Raw genomic sequence first — 16,735 nt, 5'->3', positions numbered from 1 at the left:
CAGGGCTGACTGGATGTCAGAGCAGAGGGTCGATGATGGCCGACATTTCCTCAATCGACATCGCCCCTTTGTAGGTCTTACCGTTGATGAAGAAGGTCGGTGTCGAGTCGACCTTGAATTCATTGGCGCCGCGCTTCTGGACCGATCTCACATCGTCCAGAAGTTTCTGGTCCGTCAAGCAGGCCTCGAAGGACTCCTGTGTAAAACCGGCGAGCTTCGAGATTTGCAGCAGCGCATCCTTGGTATTCTGAACGCCAACCCAGTTCGCCTGCTGCCTGAACAGGACGTCGACCATAGGGTAATAGTTATCCTTGGCGCAGCGCGCCAGCATAAAACCGGCTTCGGCGCTCGGATCGAACGGGAATTCGCGCAGGATGTAGCGGACCTTGCCGGTGTCGATGTACTTGGTCTTCAGGTCCGGAAAGGTGGTCTCGGCGAAATGCGCGCAGTGTGGGCAGGTCATCGAGGCGTATTCGACGATGGTGACCTTGGCGTCATCCTTGCCAAGCTGCTTGTCGGGCAGCGCACCCGGCTTCATCAGTTCCGCCACATCCACGGTGCCCTGGGCCTCCGGCGCGGTGGCGGCGGCCGGCGTGGCCGCCTTCGCGGGGGCGGCCGGGGCCGCAGGCTTCACATCCGCGGCCTTCGCCTCCTCGCCAGAGTCGCTGCAGGCGGCGAGCAGGGCCACCGCCGGAATGGCGGCCAGCGAAGACAGGACATTTCTGCGAGACAAGCTTTGACCAAACGGGGGACGGTTCATACGAATCACCTGACAAGGGTTGGATTTTGCAATGCAAAGACACGAAAAGGCGAGAGTTGGCGCGAATTAAGGCATCTCGATCCCCAATCCAATCGCGAAACCTGACAAGGGCGATCACGAATGCGAGATATTGACGACGAATCCATGACTTTCTTCAAGACGCCTATGATTTTCTCTCCCCAATAATGGTCGCGCCAAGTTTCTCCAGCGAGGCGCGCAGTTCATCATTATCGACCAGGCCGACAGTTCCCGACAATTTCGTCTTCTCAGCCGCCGTCAGCGGCCTCAGGGCCGGTTTGCGCTTTCCTTTGTCGGCTGTCACCGGCTTCTGCAGGATCCTGATGCGGTTGATGGCGGTGAAGCCGAGGAAGGCGTTGACCCGGTTGATGATCTCGCCCGTCTCGTGCTGCAGATGAAGTGCCGCCATGCCTTCGCAGGCAATGACCAGCACGGCCGGCTCGAACGGATCGTCCTCATGCATACGGCGCGGCCACTGGATTTTTTCGGGGCGCGAATGGCTGGCCAGCCGCGGGCCGGCGATCTCGTCCCATGACTGGACGAGGCCGATCGAAATGCCGGCCCGCTTGCGCAGCACCGGATCGAGGATCCTGGTCGCGAGATCGCTGACCGGGACGGGATTGCCGTAGGGCGTTCTCCCTGCCATGTACGTCCTCCAGCGACGACCCAGCAGATACCGGCCAGGCCAATACAAGATCAATGGCACCAGCAGACCAGACCCGCAAGACCGCATCCTGGGATAGTGGCAAAGCCACATCCGGAGATAGCAGCACAGCTGCATCCGGTGTCAGCGACGATATCGCATCCCGCCTGCTCAGCTGGTACGATGTGCATCACCGTGAATTGCCGTGGCGCATCACACCAATTGAGCATGCGCGCGGCGTGCGGCCTGATCCCTACCGCATCTGGCTCTCCGAGGTCATGCTGCAGCAGACCACCGTCGAAGCGGTGAAGGCTTATTTCAAGGTATTCGTCGAGAAATGGCCCGATGTCGAAGCGCTGGCCGCGGCGCCCACCGAGGACGTGATGAAGGCCTGGGCCGGGCTCGGCTACTACTCCCGCGCCCGCAATCTCAAGGCCTGTGCCGATCTTGTGGCCGCGCGTGGCGGCCGGTTTCCCGACACGGAGACGGGTTTGAGAGAACTGCCCGGCATCGGCGCCTATACGTCGGCGGCCATCACGGCGATTGCCTTCGATCGCCCCGCCGCCGTTGTCGACGGCAATGTCGAACGTGTCATCTCCCGGCTGTTTTCGATCACAACCCCGCTCAGCGAAGCCAAGCCCGAGATCCGTGCCCATGTCGAGCGCATGGTGCCCGGGACAAGGCCTGGCGACTTCGCCCAAGCGATGATGGATCTCGGCGCCACCATCTGCACGCCACGCCGGCCGCGCTGCATGCTGTGCCCGCTGCGCGAAGACTGCAGCGCGGTCGTTTCAGGCGATCCCGAGCACTTCCCGGTGCGCCTGCCCAAGGCCGACAAGCCGCAGCGGCACGGCGCGGCCTTTGTCGCCGTGCGGGCCGACGGCGCCATCCTTCTGCGCAAACGGGCAGAGAAGGGTTTGCTCGGCGGCATGACCGAGGTGCCGACGACGGGCTGGACCGCGCGGATCGATGGGGCAACCACGGAAGCGGCCGCGCCCTTTCCCGCCGACTGGCGGCATGCGGGCCGCATTGCGCATGTCTTCACGCATTTCGCTCTCGAACTCGAAGTCTTTCACGCTCACATCAAAGGTGATGCGGCAGACGGGCATTTCTGGTCGCTCGCTCACGAGATTTCCGGCGAGGCGCTGCCGACTGTCATGAAAAAGGCAATCGAGGCTGCGATACCCGGCGCGACGAAAAGCCGTCGCCACACAGTGCAAAGAGGCCCCATGACTGAAATACGCCACATCGTTTTCGACATCGGCAGAGTGCTGATCCACTACGATCCCAACATTCCGTTCAGCCGCCTCATTCCGGATGCCGAAGAGAGAAAGTGGTTTTTCGACAATGTCTGCACGCATGATTGGAACATCGAGCAGGATCGCGGCCGCACCTGGGAAGAGGCCGAGGCGCTGCTGATCGCGGACCATCCCGATCACGCGGAAAACATCCGCGGTTTCCGCCGCCATTGGCACGAGATGGTGCCGCATGCTTATGACGACAGCGTCGCCATCATGGTCGGCCTGATCGAGAGCGGCCACGACGTGACCATGCTGACCAACTTCGCCAGCGACACGCTGGCCGAAGCCCGCGAGCGCTTCGATTTTCTCAATCGTCCGCGCGGCGTCACCATCTCCGGCGAGATCGGCATGATCAAGCCCGATCGCGGCATTTACGATCATCACATCGCCGCCTTCGGCCTCGAACCGGCCGCGACGCTGTTCATCGACGACAGCCAGAAGAATGTTGACGGCGCCAAGGCGGCCGGCTGGCAGTCGGTGCTGTTCACCGATGCAAAGGCGCTTCAAGCAGACCTTGAGCGGCATGGCATCGCGACCTGATCGAGACCGGCAATGGGCAAGCTCGTTCTGACCTTCAACCCGGAATGGTCAATACTTGACGCCAGTGTCGAGCATGGCCACTTTCGAGGACGTGGCGATGCCTATTTCCCGACCGACGAGGTAAGCGAATTTATTGTGTCATTGCAGGCCTATCCGCTTAAACGCGCGGATCTGGTCCTGAGATCGCCCGGCCTGATAAGCATCTCGGTTTTCCCGGCGGATGGCGTCGGTCACCTGTTCGTCCGGATCGAGGTCGCGGAGGAGATCGAAGCCCGTGACTTCGCGCGTGTGCGACTCCGGACGGACTATTCGCGTCTGTCGCGTTTTGCCAGTCAGCTCTCACTGATGGCGAAAGGCGAGGTCAGCGAAATCATCCTGGAGGAAGACAAGGCCTGAGCTGCCGATCAGGCCCCTGCCCGCTCCATGCCGAGCCGCGCGATGCGGCGAAGCTCGTCGATCGGGGTCAGGCCACCGCTGCGCTCATAATGCCAGAAGGTCCAGCCGTTGCAGGCGTCCAGCCCCTGCACTTCGGCACCGATCTTGTGGATCGAGCCGGCGCTGTCGCCGATCGCCACCGTGCCGTCGGCGCGCACCTTGGCCGCCCAGCGCTTCTTGGCATCGTAGAGCGTCGCGCCCGGCATCATCAGGCCGGTGTCGATCAGGCTGACAAAGGCGACGCGCGGCTCGGCGCGCTTGCCCGTGAGAACGGTCAAGTCGGCCTCTTCCAGCGGCCGCACCGCGTCGATGCGCTCGTTGGCGGCGTCGATATAGGCCTGCTCGCGTTCGATGCCGACGAAATGGCGGCCGAGACGCTTGGCCACCGCGCCCGTGGTGCCTGAGCCGAAGAAGGGATCGAGCACGATGTCGCCCGGTTTGGTCGAGGCCATCATGATGCGGGCAAGCAGCGCTTCCGGTTTCTGCGTCGGATGCAGCTTGTCGCCATTGTCGTTCTTCAGCCGCTCGCCGCCGGTGCAGATCGGAAACAGCCAGTCGGAGCGCATCTGGATGTCGTCGTTGGACGCCTTCATCGCTTCGTAGTTGAAGGTATAGCCCTTGCCCTTCTGATCGCGCGTAGCCCAGATCATCGTCTCATGCGCGTTCTGGAAGCGGCGGCCACGGAAATTTGGCATCGGGTTGGTCTTGCGCCAGACGACGTCGTTAAGGATCCAGAAGCCGAGATCCTGCATCTTGGCGCCGACCCGGAAGATGTTGTGATAGGAGCCGATGACCCAGATGGTGCCGTTGGGCTTCAGCACCCGGCGCGCCGCCAGCAGCCAGGCACGCGTGAAAGCGTCATAGGCCTCGAAACTCTCGAACTGGTCCCAGTCGTCGTCGACGGCGTCGACCTTGGACTGATCGGGGCGGTGCAGGTCGCCGTCGAGCTGCAGATTGTAGGGCGGATCGGCGAAGATGACGTCGATCGATTTTTCGGGCAACCGGTCGAGCGCGGCGACGCAGTCGCCCTTGAGGATCGTGTCCAGCCATTCGGATTGCTGGGGAGCGTGGGATAGCTCGTCGAGAAGACGCACGGCAGACATTCTGACACCCAAGGCACGCGTTACTGTTTACTCTCCGTTATGGTTACCGATCAGCGTAAATATTCCGTGAAGGCCAAGGGACGGGTGTGGCGAATTTGCGAAGGCGGCCCTGTTGGTGTATGCCGCGCCGCCTGAGCCTTCCGAGGCCACTTCGCCCTCCTATTGTCCGGATCACCATGCCCCAGCCAGACCTTGTCATCTTCGATTGCGACGGCGTGCTCGTCGATTCCGAGATCATCGCCGCCCGCGTCGACGCCGAGCTTTTGACCTTGGCAGGATACGAGATATCGGCTGAGGAGATTTCGGAGAGCTATGCCGGCCTGACCTTCAAGGACATCATGCTGCGGGTCGAGGAAAAGTCCCGCATCCCCTTCCAGGCCTCTCTGATCGACAGGGAGGAACAATTGGTCGACCGCAAACTGCGCAGCGACGTCCGCGCCATCGATGGCGTGCGCGAGGCCGTTGCCGCGGTAAGCGTGCCGCGCTGCGTCTGCTCGAATTCACGCTCCGAGCGGATCGAATTCATGCTGGAAAAGGTGCATCTTCTGCCGTTTTTCACCGACCGGATTTTTTCGGCGATGGAAACACCGACCGGGAAAACGAAACCGGCGCCGGACGTGTTCCTGTTCGCGGCGGAGAAACTCAGCGCCAACCCGGCGAACACTTTCGTTATCGAGGATTCCGTGCACGGCGTTCACGGCGCAAGGACGGCGGGCATGCGGGTGATCGGCTTCACCGGAGCCGCCCACAGCTATCCCGGCCATGCCGACGCGCTCACCGAGGCCGGCGCCGAAACGGTGATCCGCCGCTGGGCAGAGTTGAAAAGCGTGATCGCGGCGCTGTCGGAGTGGTCGGACGCCTGAGGGCGATTGAATTTCGCCCTCGTGGCGGGACTTTTCTCGCCCGGTCGGTCTACCGTTCTCGTGCTTCAGAGTGGTAGGAGGCGATACTGCAATTTTGGGAGCTGGTTTTCATTTCAAAACCCTGATGGCTATGCGATGATTGCGTCATGACGATTGAGCTTGAAATCACGCCAGAGTTACAGGCCCGCATCGATGCTATCGCGGCGCGGTCCAGCCTGTCCGCGTCGGAAGTCGTTGCGGACGCGCTTGAGAACGGCCACTCCCTTGAGTGGCAGGAGCGGTTTTTAGACAAGGTGAACGCAGGAATTGAAGCGGCCGACCGTGGTGAATTTGCCAGCCGTGCCGATATCGAGCGGGTGTTGAACAAGTACCGCCCCACCTGATGCAGGTTTCATGGACGAGCGCCGCTCTCGACGACCTCGACCAGATTCAGGATTTTATCGCGCAGGACAGTCCCGTTGCGGCGTATCGGCTAACAGCCGATCTGATTGGTCGCACCGACGAACTCTTGGCGTCAAATCCCATGGTCGGACGCAAGGGACGAGCGGGCGGAACCCGCGAGCTTGTGATAGCGCGGACATCCTATATCGTTGTTTATCGGGTGCGCGGCAGTGACGTTGAAATCATCGCCGTTGTCCATGGGGCCAGAGAATGGCCGGAGAGCCTCACATAGCCCGCCCATGTCTTGTGTTCGCCGCTTAGTTCGTCGCGGCGGCTCTCTTCCTCTGCTTCTTCTTCGGCTTGTCGGCCGTTGCCTGATGCGCGGTTTCGTCATAGCCGGCAAAGGCCTGATAGTCCTGCGCCGTCGGCTCGGGCACGACAATATTGGAATCGGTGAAGACGAACTGCGTGGCGACCGAAGGATCGGTGACCTGGACCTGATACTGGTGGATCTGCGAATAGAGGACCTCGGTGCCATGCATCACAGCCGTGCGGATGGGCATGGTGATGGTGCCTGGAGAAAACTTCGGTCCGGGGACAATCTTGCCGGCGACCGCGATCTTCATCGTCAGCTGGCCGTTGGCACGGCTGCAGTCGCGTGTCACGTCGCTGACCGATGCCTGGTAGATGATGTTGGCCGATTCGTCGGGCGGAGTTGCAGCAGCGGCGTCAGCCTCGGCCTGGGCCGCGGCATCCTGCGCGGCGTCGCCGGTCTTCTTGATCCTGGGCTTGGGCTTCTGAGCTTCCTTGGAATAGGTGTTGAAGAAAGCCGTGCCGTCCCGCACCGTCACCCTGGGACAATAGGCCTGCAACTGGCTGGCCAGTATCTTGGGATCCTGGGGCGGCGGTGGCGCCGTCGGGTCCTCCTTCTTGCCTATGCCGAGGTTCAGGATGCCATTGTCGCCCGATTGGCAGCCGGCGGCGGCAAGCATAAAGCCGGTGAGCGCAAGACCCGCCAAAAAGCGACCACTGAATGTACGAAACGCCATGAAACTGCACTTCCCTCTCGCAAAGCTGGTGACGTATATCAACCGCGCGGCAAAAATGCGACTGAGCCAGCGCAGAAATTAACCACCTTGCGGTGGATGGAAAAGCCAAGCAGTAACGGAATTGTGACATGCATTATGTGAGTACCCGCGGGGAAGCCCCCGTTCTTGGATTTTCCGACGCCGTGCTGGCCGGGCTGGCGCGCGACGGCGGGCTCTACGTGCCGCGCGAGTGGCCACAGTTTTCCGCCGCCGAGATCCGCGCCATGCGCGGCCTTGCCTATCCCGAACTTGCCATCCGCGTGCTGTCGCCGTTCCTTGGCGACGAGATCCCGGCCTCCGTTTTCGAGCGGCTGGTGCGCGAAGCCTATGCCACCTTCCGCCACGAGGCCGTCTGCCCGCTGGTGCAGACCGGCCCCAACACCTTCATCCTGGAACTCTTCCACGGGCCGACGCTCGCCTTCAAGGACGTGGCGATGCAGCTTCTGGCCCGGCTGATGGACCATGTGCTTGCCGAACGCGACCAGCACGCCACCATCGTCGGCGCCACCTCGGGCGATACCGGCGGGGCGGCCATCGATGCCTTTGCCGGTCGCAGCCGGACCGACATCTTCATCCTTTTCCCGCACGGCCGCGTCTCGCCGGTGCAGCAGCGGCAGATGACGACGTCGACGGCTGCAAACGTCCATGCGCTGGCGATCGAAGGCAATTTCGACGATTGCCAGGGCCTGCTCAAGGACATGTTCAACGATCACGGATTTCGCGACCGGGTGGCGCTTTCGGGCGTCAACTCGATCAACTGGGCCCGGATCATGGCCCAGATCGTCTATTATTTCTCCTCGGCGCTGTCGCTTGGCGCGCCGGACAGGCCGGTCTCCTTCACCGTGCCGACCGGCAATTTCGGCGATATCTTCGCCGGCTACGCGGCCAAGAAGATGGGCTTGCCGATCGAGCGGCTGGTCATCGCCACCAACGACAATGACATCCTGGCGCGGACCTTCGCGACAGGGGAATATCGCACCAAGGGTGTCTTTGCGACCACGTCGCCGTCGATGGATATCCAGGTGTCGTCCAATTTCGAACGCCTGCTGTTCGAGGCCTCCGGCCGTGACGCGGCGACCGTGCGGCGCTACATGGACGGTCTGAAGCAGTCCGGCGCTTTCACCATCGAACCCCAGCAAATCGCCGGGATGCGGTCGGAATTCGACGCCGGCCGGGCTGATATGGACGAGGTCGCCGCCACCATCCGCTCGACGCTCGCGGCCAGCAACTATCTGCTCGATCCGCACACCGCGGCAGCTGTGCATGTCGCTGCGGGCAAGGCGTCAGGCGCCGTGCCGATGGTGGTGCTGGGTACCGCACACCCGGCAAAATTCCCGGCCGCCGTCGAAGCCGCCAGCGGCGTGTCGCCCGCACTGCCCGCATGGCTAGGTGGGTTGATGACATCGGAGGAAAAATACACGGTACTTCCCTCCGACCTGAAAATGGTGGAAGATTATGTCGGCCGCCGCGCGCGGGCGGCGCGTTAAGGAGTACTAGCCATATGGGTGTTGAGGTAAGCCGTCTGTCGAACGGCCTGACAGTCGCCACCGAAACCCTTCAAAGCATCGAATCGGTTGCCCTTGGTGCCTGGGTCAAGTCGGGTGCCCGCAATGAACGTGAGGACGAGCATGGCATGGCCCATCTGCTCGAGCACATGGCGTTCAAGGGCACGAAAAGGCGGAGCGCCTTCGAAATCGCCTCGGAGATCGAAGACGTCGGCGGCGAAATCAACGCCGCCACCAGCGTCGAAACCACTTCCTACTATGCCAGGGTGCTCTCCGACGACGTGCCGCTGGCCGTCGACATTCTTGCCGACATCCTGCAAGAGTCCGAATTCGACCCGCAGGAACTCGAACGCGAACAGCATGTGATCCTGCAGGAGATCGGCGCCGCGCACGACACCCCCGACGACATCGTCTTCGACCGTTTCACGGAAACCGCCTATCGCCATCAGACCATCGGCCGCTCCATTCTCGGCACACCCGAAACGGTCAAATCCTTCACCTCCAAGCAACTCCACGACTTCATCGAGCGGCAATATGGCGCCGAGCGCATGGTGATTGTCGCCGCCGGCGACATCAAGCATGACAATTTCGTGCGCGAGGTCGAAAAGCAACTCGGCGGCTTCCGCAGCAAGGCCGACAGCACCATCCCGCAATATGCGCAATATGTCGGCGGCGACTTCCGTGAGGACCGCGACCTGATGGACGCGCAGATCGTGCTGGGGTTCGAAGGCCGGGCCTATCATGTGCGCGACTTCTATGCCTCGCAGGTGCTGTCGATGATCCTCGGCGGTGGCATGTCGTCGCGCCTGTTCCAGGAGGTCCGCGAGAAGCGCGGCCTGTGTTATTCGGTCTATGCTTTCCATTGGGGCTTTTCCGACACCGGCGTCTTCGGCGTCCATGCCGCGACCGGCCAGAGCGACATCGCCGAACTGGTGCCTGTCATCATCGACGAACTGCAGAAGGCCGGCGAGAAGATCCTGCAGGAAGAACTCGACCGGGCGCGCGCCCAATATCGCGCCGGACTGATCATGTCAGCCGAAAGCCCGGCCAGCCGCGCTTCGCAGATCGCACGACAGTTGCTTCTGTTCGGCCGGCCGATCGCCAAGGAGGAACTGATGGAACGGCTGTCGGCGCTGACGGTCGAGCGGCTGACCGATCTATCGTCGCGTTTGTTCTCGACCAAGCCGACGCTTACCGCTGTCGGGCCTGTGGGCACACTGGCGCCATACGAGGCGATCCTCGAATCGCTCGCAGGCACGCAGACCACGGCCCGTAAGCTCGCCGTCTAAGCCCCTCGAAGCGTCGTGTTCGCGCTCCCTTTCTTCCGCCGCGACCTGCCGGCGCTGAAAGGCGACCGCGTCACGCTGCGCGTGCCGTTCACCAACGACTTCCGCGAGTGGGCGGCGGTGCGTGGCGATAGCCGCGCCTTCCTCGAACCCTGGGAGCCACGCTGGACTCCCGATGAACTCGACCGCAACGCATGGCGGCTGCGCATCAGCCGCTACCGCGAGGATTATGCGCAAGGAACCGCTATCGCCTTCTTCATCTTCGAGAGGAGCAGTGGCAAGCTGGCCGGCGGCATCACGCTCGGCAACATACGCCATGGCGTCTCGCAGAGCGGCCATGTCGGCTACTGGATCGGCGAGCGCTTCGGCGGCCGCGGCCTGATGACCGACGCGGTCAAGGTGGTGGCCCGCTTCGCCTTCGATACGCTGAGGTTGCACCGGATCGAAGCGGCCTGTATTCCCGACAATATCCGGTCGATCCGCGTGCTTGAAAAAGCCGGATTTCGGCGCGAAGGACTGCTGCGATCCTATCTCAGGATCAACGGCATCTGGCAGGACCACTACCTCTACGCCCGGATCGCGGACGATCCGCCGGGCGTTGGAACGAAGGACTGATTTTTGACGAATTTCCTGCGCAACGGGTCGCTGTTCGCCTTTGTCCTCGCGACACTCCTGACGCTGTGCGCGCCATCGTCGGCCTTTGCCGTCGAACCGATCAAGATTGCCCGCGACGACGTCGCGCTCGACCTTTCCGGCGCCGTCGAGATCTACCGCAACCAGGGCGAGAATTTCCAGGTGTCGACCGCGCCGGGTCCGGACGGTATCGTGCGGCGCATCGAGGTCGAGGCCAATGATGCCCGTTCCACCGGCGACTGGGCTGTTTTCGCGCTCGCCAACACCACCGACCAGCAACTCGACCGGCTGATCGTCGCACCGCATTTCCGCCTGGTGAATTCCGGCATCTTCTGGCCGGATCTCGGCTCGACCCGCATCGCCGCCATCACGCCCAGCGAAGGCTTCGCGCTCGATCGCCAGACCAGCCCCGACGCCGACGTTTTCCGGGTGACGCTGAACCCCGGCACGGTGATTACCTTCATCGCCGAACTGGCCTCGCCGAAGCTGCCGCAGGTCTACCTCTGGGATCCGGAATCCTACAAGGACTCGGTCAATTCCTACACGCTGTTTCGCGGCATCGTCATCGGCATTGCAGGCCTGCTGGCGCTGTTCCTGACCATCCTTTTCGTGGTCAAGGGAACCTCGATGTTCCCGGCAACCGCGGCACTTGCCTGGGCGGTGCTGGCCTATATCTGCGTCGATTTCGGCTTCCTCAACAAGATCATCGAGATATCGCCCGGCAACGAGCAGATGTGGCGAGCGGGAACGGAGGTGGCGCTGGCGGGAACCTTCGTGGTGTTCCTGTTCGCCTATCTCAACCTCAACCGATGGCACGGCCATTTCAGTTATGGCGCGCTGGTCTGGATCCTCGGACTGGTGCTGATCGCCGGCGTCGCCATCGTCGATCCGGCGGTCGCCGCCGGCATTGCCAGGCTGTCCTTCGCCGCCACCGCACTGACCGGGCTTGGCCTGATCATCTTCCTCGGCATACGCGGCTACGACCGTGCCATCATGCTGGTGCCCAGTTGGGTCATGGTGCTGTTGTGGCTATGCGGATCGTGGATGGCGATCACCGGCATGCTCGACAACGACATTGCCCAGCCGGCGCTCGGCGGCGGGCTGATCCTGATCATCCTTCTGATCGGCTTCACCGTCATGCAGCATGCTTTTGCCGGCGGCGCGCTGCATCAGGGCCTGTTCTCCGACCTCGAGCGGCAGGCGCTGGCGGTGGCCGGTTCGGGCGACACGGTATGGGATTGGGACGTGCTGCGCGACCGCGTCGTCACCAAGCCCGACGTCAGCATCCAGCTCGGACTGGCGCCGAACAGCCTTGGCGGCGCGGCCCGCAACTGGCTCCCGGTGCTGCATGCCGACGACCGCGACACGTTCCGCACCACGCTCGACGTCGTGCTCGAACACCGTCGCGGCCGGGTATCGCAGAATTTCCGCCTGCGCGGCGCCGACGGCCACTATCACTGGTTTTCGCTGCGCGCGCGCCCTGTCATCGGATCCGACGGCGAGGTTATCCGCTGCGTCGGTACCATGGTCGACGTGACCGAGCAGAAAAAGTCCGAGGAAAGGCTGCTGCACGACGCCGTTCACGACAATCTGACCGGTCTGCCGAACCGCGAACTTTTGATGAATCGGCTGGAAGCGATCATCTCGATCGCGCGCACCGAAGAAAAGGTGCGGCCAACCGTCTTCGTCATCGACATCGACCGTTTCAAGCAGGTCAATGACGGGCTCGGCATCTCGGCCGGCGACACCATTTTGCTGACCATCGCACGCCGGCTGCACCGGCTGCTCAAGCCGAAGGATTCGCTGTCGCGCTTTGCCGGCGATCAGTTCGCTCTGATGCTATTGTCCGAACAGGATCCGGCCCGCATCGCTGCGGTCGCTGATGCAATCAAGCATGCCATCAACAACCCGATCACCTTTGCCAAGCGCGAGATCGTGCTGACCGCGTCGATCGGACTGATCACCTGGAATTCGCCGCAGATGTCGGCCGAGGACATGGTCAAGGATGCCGAGCTTGCCATGCACCAGGCCAAGCGCTTCGGCGGCGACAGGATCGAGCCGTTCCGTCCGGCTTTCCGCACTGTCGGCACCGACAGGCTGCAGTTCGAATCCGACCTGCGCCGCGCCATCGAGCGGCGGGAATTCACGCTTGCCTACCAGCCGATCGTGCGGCTTGAGGACGGCAGTGTCGCCGGCTTCGAGGCGCTGCTGCGCTGGGACCACCCGCGCCGCGGCATGATCCCGCCGGCGGATTTCATCCCGGTCGCCGAAAGCTGCGGGCTTATCGTGCAGCTCGGCCTGTTTGCCATGCAGCAGGCGGCGGAAGATCTCGCCAGCTGGCAAAAACAGATCGGTGACGCGCCGCTGTCGGTCTCGGTCAATTTGTCCAGCCGCCAGCTGATCCGCCGTGACCTGGTCAGCGACGTCCGCTCGGTCATCGCTCGGGCCAATCTGAAGCCGCGCTGCTTCCGGCTGGAGCTCACCGAATCGCTTGTGATGGACAATCCCGAGCAGACCGCCCATGTGCTGACCAAGCTGAAGCAGCTCGGCATCGGCCTGTCGCTGGATGATTTCGGCACCGGCTATTCCTCATTGGCCTATCTGACGCGTTTCCCCTTCGACACCATCAAGATCGACAAGAGCTTCGTCGACGACAACACGCCCAAGCGCGCGGTGCTGCTGAAATCGATGGTCAACATGGCGCATGAACTCGGCCTGTCCGTCGTCGCCGAGGGCATTTCGGACGAGAGCGACGCGCTGGAACTGCGCCAGATGGGCTGCGAATATGTCCAGAGCTTCATGTTCGGCGCACCAATGCCGGGCGACCAGGTGCTGAAGACGCTAAAGGAGCAGTATCCGCTGACGCAAGCGTGATGGGATTCAGGCGCGCGCCGCCCAGGCGCGGACCTCTGCGATTGGCCGAGACGCCTATCGCTTCGTCATCCTAGGGCGAAGCAAGGAGCGCAGCGACGCGGCGCAGACCCTAGGATCCATGCCGTGAGGTTAAAGCGTTGAAAACGGTTCAGATTTCTTCGCCGCTGCATCCTTCGACATAGGTCACGGAATGGATCCCAGGGTCTCCGCGACGGAGCTTCGCTCCTGCTTCGCCCTAGGATGACGAAGGTGTAGGCGGCTTCGGCTAGCCGCGAATGTTGCGCATGACTGTTCGCGATTACGCGTGTCCGGCCGCCAAGCTGAGATGCGCAAGGTCGATACCGATCGAAGCGAGGATCCGGTCGTATTTGCGCTCGATATCGGTGTCGAACAGAAGCTCGGCATTGGCCGGGCAAGTCAGCCAGCCATTTTCGGCAATCTCGGTCTCCAGCTGGCCAGCGCCCCAGCCGGAATAGCCGAGCGCCATCAGCGCGTGACGGGGCCCGCGGCCGGACGATATGGCGCGCAAGATGTCGACGGTCGCAGTCAGGCAGATGTCGTCGGAAACGGTCAGCGACGATTCCACCCGATAGTCTCCCGAATGCAGGACGAAGCCCCGGCTGCGATCCACGGGCCCGCCATTGCGCACGACGAAATCGCGGGCCTGCGCCGGCAAGCGGATCGCCTCCTGCTCGTTCATGATGCCCAGTTGCACGAGCAAGTCCGGAAAGAGCATCTGCTGCGTCTGGTTGATGATCAGGCCCATGGCGCCTTCATCGGAATGTGCGCAGACATAGATGACCGAGCGCGTGAAACGGTCGTCCTTCATGCCGGGCATGGCAATCAGGAACTGATCGTCGAGAAAGCCGCGACTGGCGACCGTCTTCTTGTGGCGCAACAAGTCCATAAAGGGAGCGTAACGCGTTTCCAAAGCGCCGAAAAGATGCGCCGTGCTGGATTCGACCAAAGCCTGTTGCGGCGGCTCGAACATTCTTCTCCCTCGAAGTCACGCAAATATGATACCGGCAAGGCCATGAAATCATTGCGCGGCCACGAACGGACGATCAAATCACCGCCATGCGAAGCTTGAAAATCCTGCTGCTCGGCGCCGCCATTGGATCGGCAACCGCTCTTCCCGCCGCCGCCTCTTCGTCGGCGTGGTACAACAGTGAAGGCGGCAAGGTTCGGCTGGTTACATCAGGCAAAGCCGACGATGCCGGCCGTATCCAAGGCGTTCTCGATATTGCGCTCAAGCCTGGCTGGAAGACATATTGGCGCGATCCGGGCGACGCGGGCGTGCCGCCGCAACTCGACATTTCAGCCAGCACCAACATCGCCGACGCCACTCTGTCGTTTCCGGCGCCGCAGCGCCATGACGACGGCTATGGCAAATGGGCAGGCTACAACTATCCGGTTTCTCTGCCGGTGACATTCACGCTGGCGACGCCGAACCAGCCGGCGGTGATCGATGCCGACATCTTTCTCGGCATCTGCGAAACGATCTGCATTCCGGTGCAGACGCGGCTGACCGTCGACCCCGCCTCCGATCCGGACAATGCCGAGGACGCGGCGCTGGTGAAGGCGAGTTTTACGGCACTGCCTGGGCCCGCGAGGTCCGATTTCGGCATCAATGTGCTGCCGGGCGACCACGAGACGCTGATTGTCGAGGCGAGCTTTCCCGGCGATCCGGCGGCGGCGGATTTCTTCGTTGCCGGCGAGCGGGACTACATGTTCGGCACCCCGGCCCGCAGCGAAAAGGACGGCAAGCTGATTTTCACCGTGCCGATCCTCGATCGCCCCTCGACCACGCCGACCGATGGCGGGCTTCACTATACGCTGACGAGTGCGGCGGGCGCGGTCGAAGGGGTTCTGCCTTTCCCTTGATCCAGCCTGTCCCAACGGTTGCAGGAAGCCGTTGAGTTCGCTACGCAAAGACACGTCCTTCCATTTCCCAAGCGAGGAATCCATGACCATTTCCGTTGGCGACAAGCTGTCTGACGTGACCTTCAAGACGATGACCGCCGATGGCGCCAAGCCGATCACCGGGTCCGAGATTTTCTCGGGCAAGAAGGTCGTGCTGTTTGGGGTTCCCGGCGCCTTCACACCGACCTGCAGCAACAACCATTTGCCGGGTTATCTCGAGAACCACGATGCCATCCTGGCACGCGGCGTCGACACCATCGCCGTCGTTTCGGTCAATGACGTCCATGTCATGGGCGCCTGGGCGCACTTCACCGGCGGTGAGGGCAAGATCCTGTTCCTCGCCGACGGCAGTGGCGATTTCGCCAAGGCGGTGGGCCTCGATTACATCAGCAACGATATGGGCCTGCGCTCGAGGCGCTTCTCAATGATCATCGACGACGGCAAGGTCACCGCGCTCAATGTCGAGACCAAGCCCGGTGTCGACGAGTCCGGTGCGGCTCATATTCTGGGGCAGCTCTGAACTTCAGCGACAACGTCGGGCTGGACCGCAACGGTTGCCGCCGCCCGACGATCGCCCTTGTATTCCAGGGATTGCCTTTGGGGGGGACCTCGATGTTTGACATGTTCTGGCGTGCTATCGCGATCGGCATCGGCGCTACGGTGGCGATGGATCTCTGGGCCATCTTCCTGCACAAGGCGTTCGGGCAGCCACGGCCGAACTGGGGGCCGGTCGGTCGCTGGGTCTGGCATCTCCGCGACAAGGTCTTTCACGATGATATCGGCGGTGCAGCGCCCTACGCGCATGAAAAGGCGCTGGGCTGGGCCTTTCACTATTTTGTCGGCATCGTCTACGGCATCATCCTGGTGGTGTTGGCCGGAGCGGGCTGGCTTGCCGCGCCGACATTCCTGCCGGCCTTCATCCTCGGCATCGTCACCGTCGGCGCCGGCTGGTTCCTGCTGGCACCCGGCATGGGCGCCGGCTGGGCCGCCTCGAAGCGGCCCAACCCGATGCTGATCCGTGCGCTGAACCTGGTGTCGCATACGGTGTTCGCGCTCGGGCTTTGGGGCACAGCGCTGCTGATCCGATAAACAACTCGCTAGAATAGACGGTTCAGATCCCGCCGGCCGTCCACCACACGGACGATTTCAACCCACTCAACAGGGCCATCATCCGTGTCCGGAATCGTTTCGTAGAGCAGAACAAACGGCGCCTCCACCAGCATCCGTACGGAAGACCTGATATCGGGTCGCCTAACACCCATGCGCGGATGGTCTGCCAGCTGCAAGGCCCGCGCTTCTAGAGCGTTTCATATTTTGACGGAAGCGTAGCCTGCGTTTTCGAAGTAGTTCTTGCATTCGGCTGCCTCGATGGTTTCGACGAG

Annotated in this window: 17 protein-coding genes and 1 pseudogene; 12 read left to right on the top strand and 6 right to left on the bottom strand. The window is 62.4% G+C overall.

What is annotated here, in order from left to right; translation table 11 throughout:
* Nucleotides 1–16: 16 nt before the first annotated feature.
* Together NKI69_RS14600 and NKI69_RS14595 are read right to left on the bottom strand one after the other, a co-directional pair.
* The gene (locus NKI69_RS14600) at nucleotides 17–760 is read right to left on the bottom strand and encodes a DsbA family protein (protein ID WP_352442782.1); all 744 of its coding nucleotides are present in this window, start codon (nucleotides 758–760) and stop codon (nucleotides 17–19) included.
* A 163-nt stretch (nucleotides 761–923) separates the two neighbouring features.
* Nucleotides 924–1,424 carry a DUF721 domain-containing protein gene (locus NKI69_RS14595; RefSeq protein WP_127290824.1) on the bottom strand — a complete coding sequence of 167 codons (501 nt, stop codon included), beginning with the start codon at nucleotides 1,422–1,424 and terminating at the stop codon, nucleotides 924–926.
* 53 nt (nucleotides 1,425–1,477) lie between these two features.
* On the opposite strand from NKI69_RS14595, the gene mutY reads away from it, so the two are divergent.
* Both mutY and NKI69_RS14585 read left to right on the top strand, forming a co-directional pair.
* On the top strand, nucleotides 1,478–3,262 hold the full coding sequence (gene mutY / locus NKI69_RS14590; RefSeq protein ID WP_352721743.1) for an A/G-specific adenine glycosylase: 1,785 nt from the start codon (nucleotides 1,478–1,480) through the stop codon (nucleotides 3,260–3,262).
* Between the two features lie 12 nt (nucleotides 3,263–3,274).
* On the top strand, nucleotides 3,275–3,658 hold the full coding sequence (locus NKI69_RS14585; protein ID WP_023808584.1) for a WapI family immunity protein: 384 nt from the start codon (nucleotides 3,275–3,277) through the stop codon (nucleotides 3,656–3,658).
* Between the two features lie 8 nt (nucleotides 3,659–3,666).
* On the opposite strand, the gene NKI69_RS14580 is transcribed toward NKI69_RS14585, so the two are convergent.
* Nucleotides 3,667–4,800 (bottom strand): site-specific DNA-methyltransferase, encoded by a 1,134-nt coding sequence (locus NKI69_RS14580; protein ID WP_023808585.1) that lies wholly within the window; start codon nucleotides 4,798–4,800, stop codon nucleotides 3,667–3,669.
* A gap of 176 nt (nucleotides 4,801–4,976) precedes the next feature.
* Between NKI69_RS14580 and NKI69_RS14575 the strand changes: the two genes are divergently transcribed.
* The 3 genes from NKI69_RS14575 to NKI69_RS14565 all read left to right on the top strand — a co-directional run bounded on the left by NKI69_RS14575 (nucleotide 4,977) and on the right by NKI69_RS14565 (nucleotide 6,336).
* Entirely contained in the window at nucleotides 4,977–5,663 is a 687-nt protein-coding gene (locus tag NKI69_RS14575; RefSeq protein WP_023808586.1) for an HAD family hydrolase, read from the top strand.
* Nucleotides 5,664–5,809: 146 nt separating this feature from the next.
* Nucleotides 5,810–6,046, top strand: a complete 237-nt coding sequence (locus NKI69_RS14570; RefSeq protein ID WP_023808587.1) for a transcriptional regulator — start codon at nucleotides 5,810–5,812, stop codon at nucleotides 6,044–6,046.
* Nucleotides 6,046–6,336 (top strand): type II toxin-antitoxin system RelE/ParE family toxin, encoded by a 291-nt coding sequence (locus tag NKI69_RS14565; protein WP_023808588.1) that lies wholly within the window; start codon nucleotides 6,046–6,048, stop codon nucleotides 6,334–6,336. The genes NKI69_RS14570 and NKI69_RS14565 overlap by 1 nt, the downstream gene beginning before the upstream one ends.
* Nucleotides 6,337–6,361: 25 nt before the next feature.
* Here the strand turns inward: NKI69_RS14565 and NKI69_RS14560 are convergent, their stop codons facing one another.
* A complete protein-coding gene (locus NKI69_RS14560) occupies nucleotides 6,362–7,093 on the bottom strand; it encodes a hypothetical protein (protein ID WP_023808589.1) in 732 nt (243 codons plus the stop codon).
* Between the two features lie 128 nt (nucleotides 7,094–7,221).
* Between NKI69_RS14560 and thrC the strand changes: the two genes are divergently transcribed.
* The 4 genes from thrC to NKI69_RS14540 are packed head-to-tail and all read left to right on the top strand — an operon-like array spanning nucleotide 7,222 to nucleotide 13,430.
* The gene (gene thrC / locus NKI69_RS14555; RefSeq protein ID WP_023808590.1) at nucleotides 7,222–8,619 is read left to right on the top strand and encodes a threonine synthase; all 1,398 of its coding nucleotides are present in this window, start codon (nucleotides 7,222–7,224) and stop codon (nucleotides 8,617–8,619) included.
* A gap of 14 nt (nucleotides 8,620–8,633) precedes the next feature.
* A complete protein-coding gene (locus NKI69_RS14550) occupies nucleotides 8,634–9,926 on the top strand; it encodes a M16 family metallopeptidase (RefSeq protein ID WP_127290840.1) in 1,293 nt (430 codons plus the stop codon).
* 15 nt (nucleotides 9,927–9,941) lie between these two features.
* Complete coding sequence (locus tag NKI69_RS14545) at nucleotides 9,942–10,538, top strand: GNAT family N-acetyltransferase (RefSeq protein WP_352442778.1); 597 nt, start codon at nucleotides 9,942–9,944, stop codon at nucleotides 10,536–10,538.
* A gap of 3 nt (nucleotides 10,539–10,541) precedes the next feature.
* On the top strand, nucleotides 10,542–13,430 hold the full coding sequence (locus NKI69_RS14540; RefSeq protein WP_352721740.1) for an EAL domain-containing protein: 2,889 nt from the start codon (nucleotides 10,542–10,544) through the stop codon (nucleotides 13,428–13,430).
* 298 nt (nucleotides 13,431–13,728) lie between these two features.
* Here NKI69_RS14540 and NKI69_RS14535 read toward each other — a convergent pair whose 3' ends face one another.
* Nucleotides 13,729–14,337, bottom strand: a complete 609-nt coding sequence (locus NKI69_RS14535; protein WP_023808594.1) for a YqgE/AlgH family protein — start codon at nucleotides 14,335–14,337, stop codon at nucleotides 13,729–13,731.
* 170 nt (nucleotides 14,338–14,507) lie between these two features.
* Here NKI69_RS14535 and NKI69_RS14530 point away from each other — a divergent pair, with 170 nt between their 5' ends.
* The 3 genes from NKI69_RS14530 (at nucleotide 14,508) to NKI69_RS14520 (ending at nucleotide 16,442) form a co-directional block, all read left to right on the top strand.
* Complete coding sequence (locus NKI69_RS14530; RefSeq protein WP_023808595.1) at nucleotides 14,508–15,314, top strand: protein-disulfide reductase DsbD domain-containing protein; 807 nt, start codon at nucleotides 14,508–14,510, stop codon at nucleotides 15,312–15,314.
* 82 nt (nucleotides 15,315–15,396) lie between these two features.
* Nucleotides 15,397–15,873 carry a peroxiredoxin gene (locus tag NKI69_RS14525; protein WP_352721738.1) on the top strand — a complete coding sequence of 159 codons (477 nt, stop codon included), beginning with the start codon at nucleotides 15,397–15,399 and terminating at the stop codon, nucleotides 15,871–15,873.
* A 92-nt stretch (nucleotides 15,874–15,965) separates the two neighbouring features.
* The gene (locus NKI69_RS14520) at nucleotides 15,966–16,442 is read left to right on the top strand and encodes a DUF2938 domain-containing protein (protein WP_128302496.1); all 477 of its coding nucleotides are present in this window, start codon (nucleotides 15,966–15,968) and stop codon (nucleotides 16,440–16,442) included.
* Nucleotides 16,443–16,450: 8 nt separating this feature from the next.
* Here NKI69_RS14520 and NKI69_RS14515 read toward each other — a convergent pair.
* A pseudogene (locus NKI69_RS14515) lies at nucleotides 16,451–16,654 on the bottom strand (type II toxin-antitoxin system RelE/ParE family toxin); the annotation flags it as partial.
* Nucleotides 16,655–16,735 lie beyond the last annotated feature (81 nt).

The sequence above is a fragment of the Mesorhizobium sp. M0491 genome, from assembly GCF_040321265.1.
GTDB lineage: Bacteria > Pseudomonadota > Alphaproteobacteria > Rhizobiales > Rhizobiaceae > Mesorhizobium.
The sequence above is the reverse complement of the archived record's forward strand: the minus strand, read 5'-3'. Positions and strand labels throughout refer to the sequence as shown.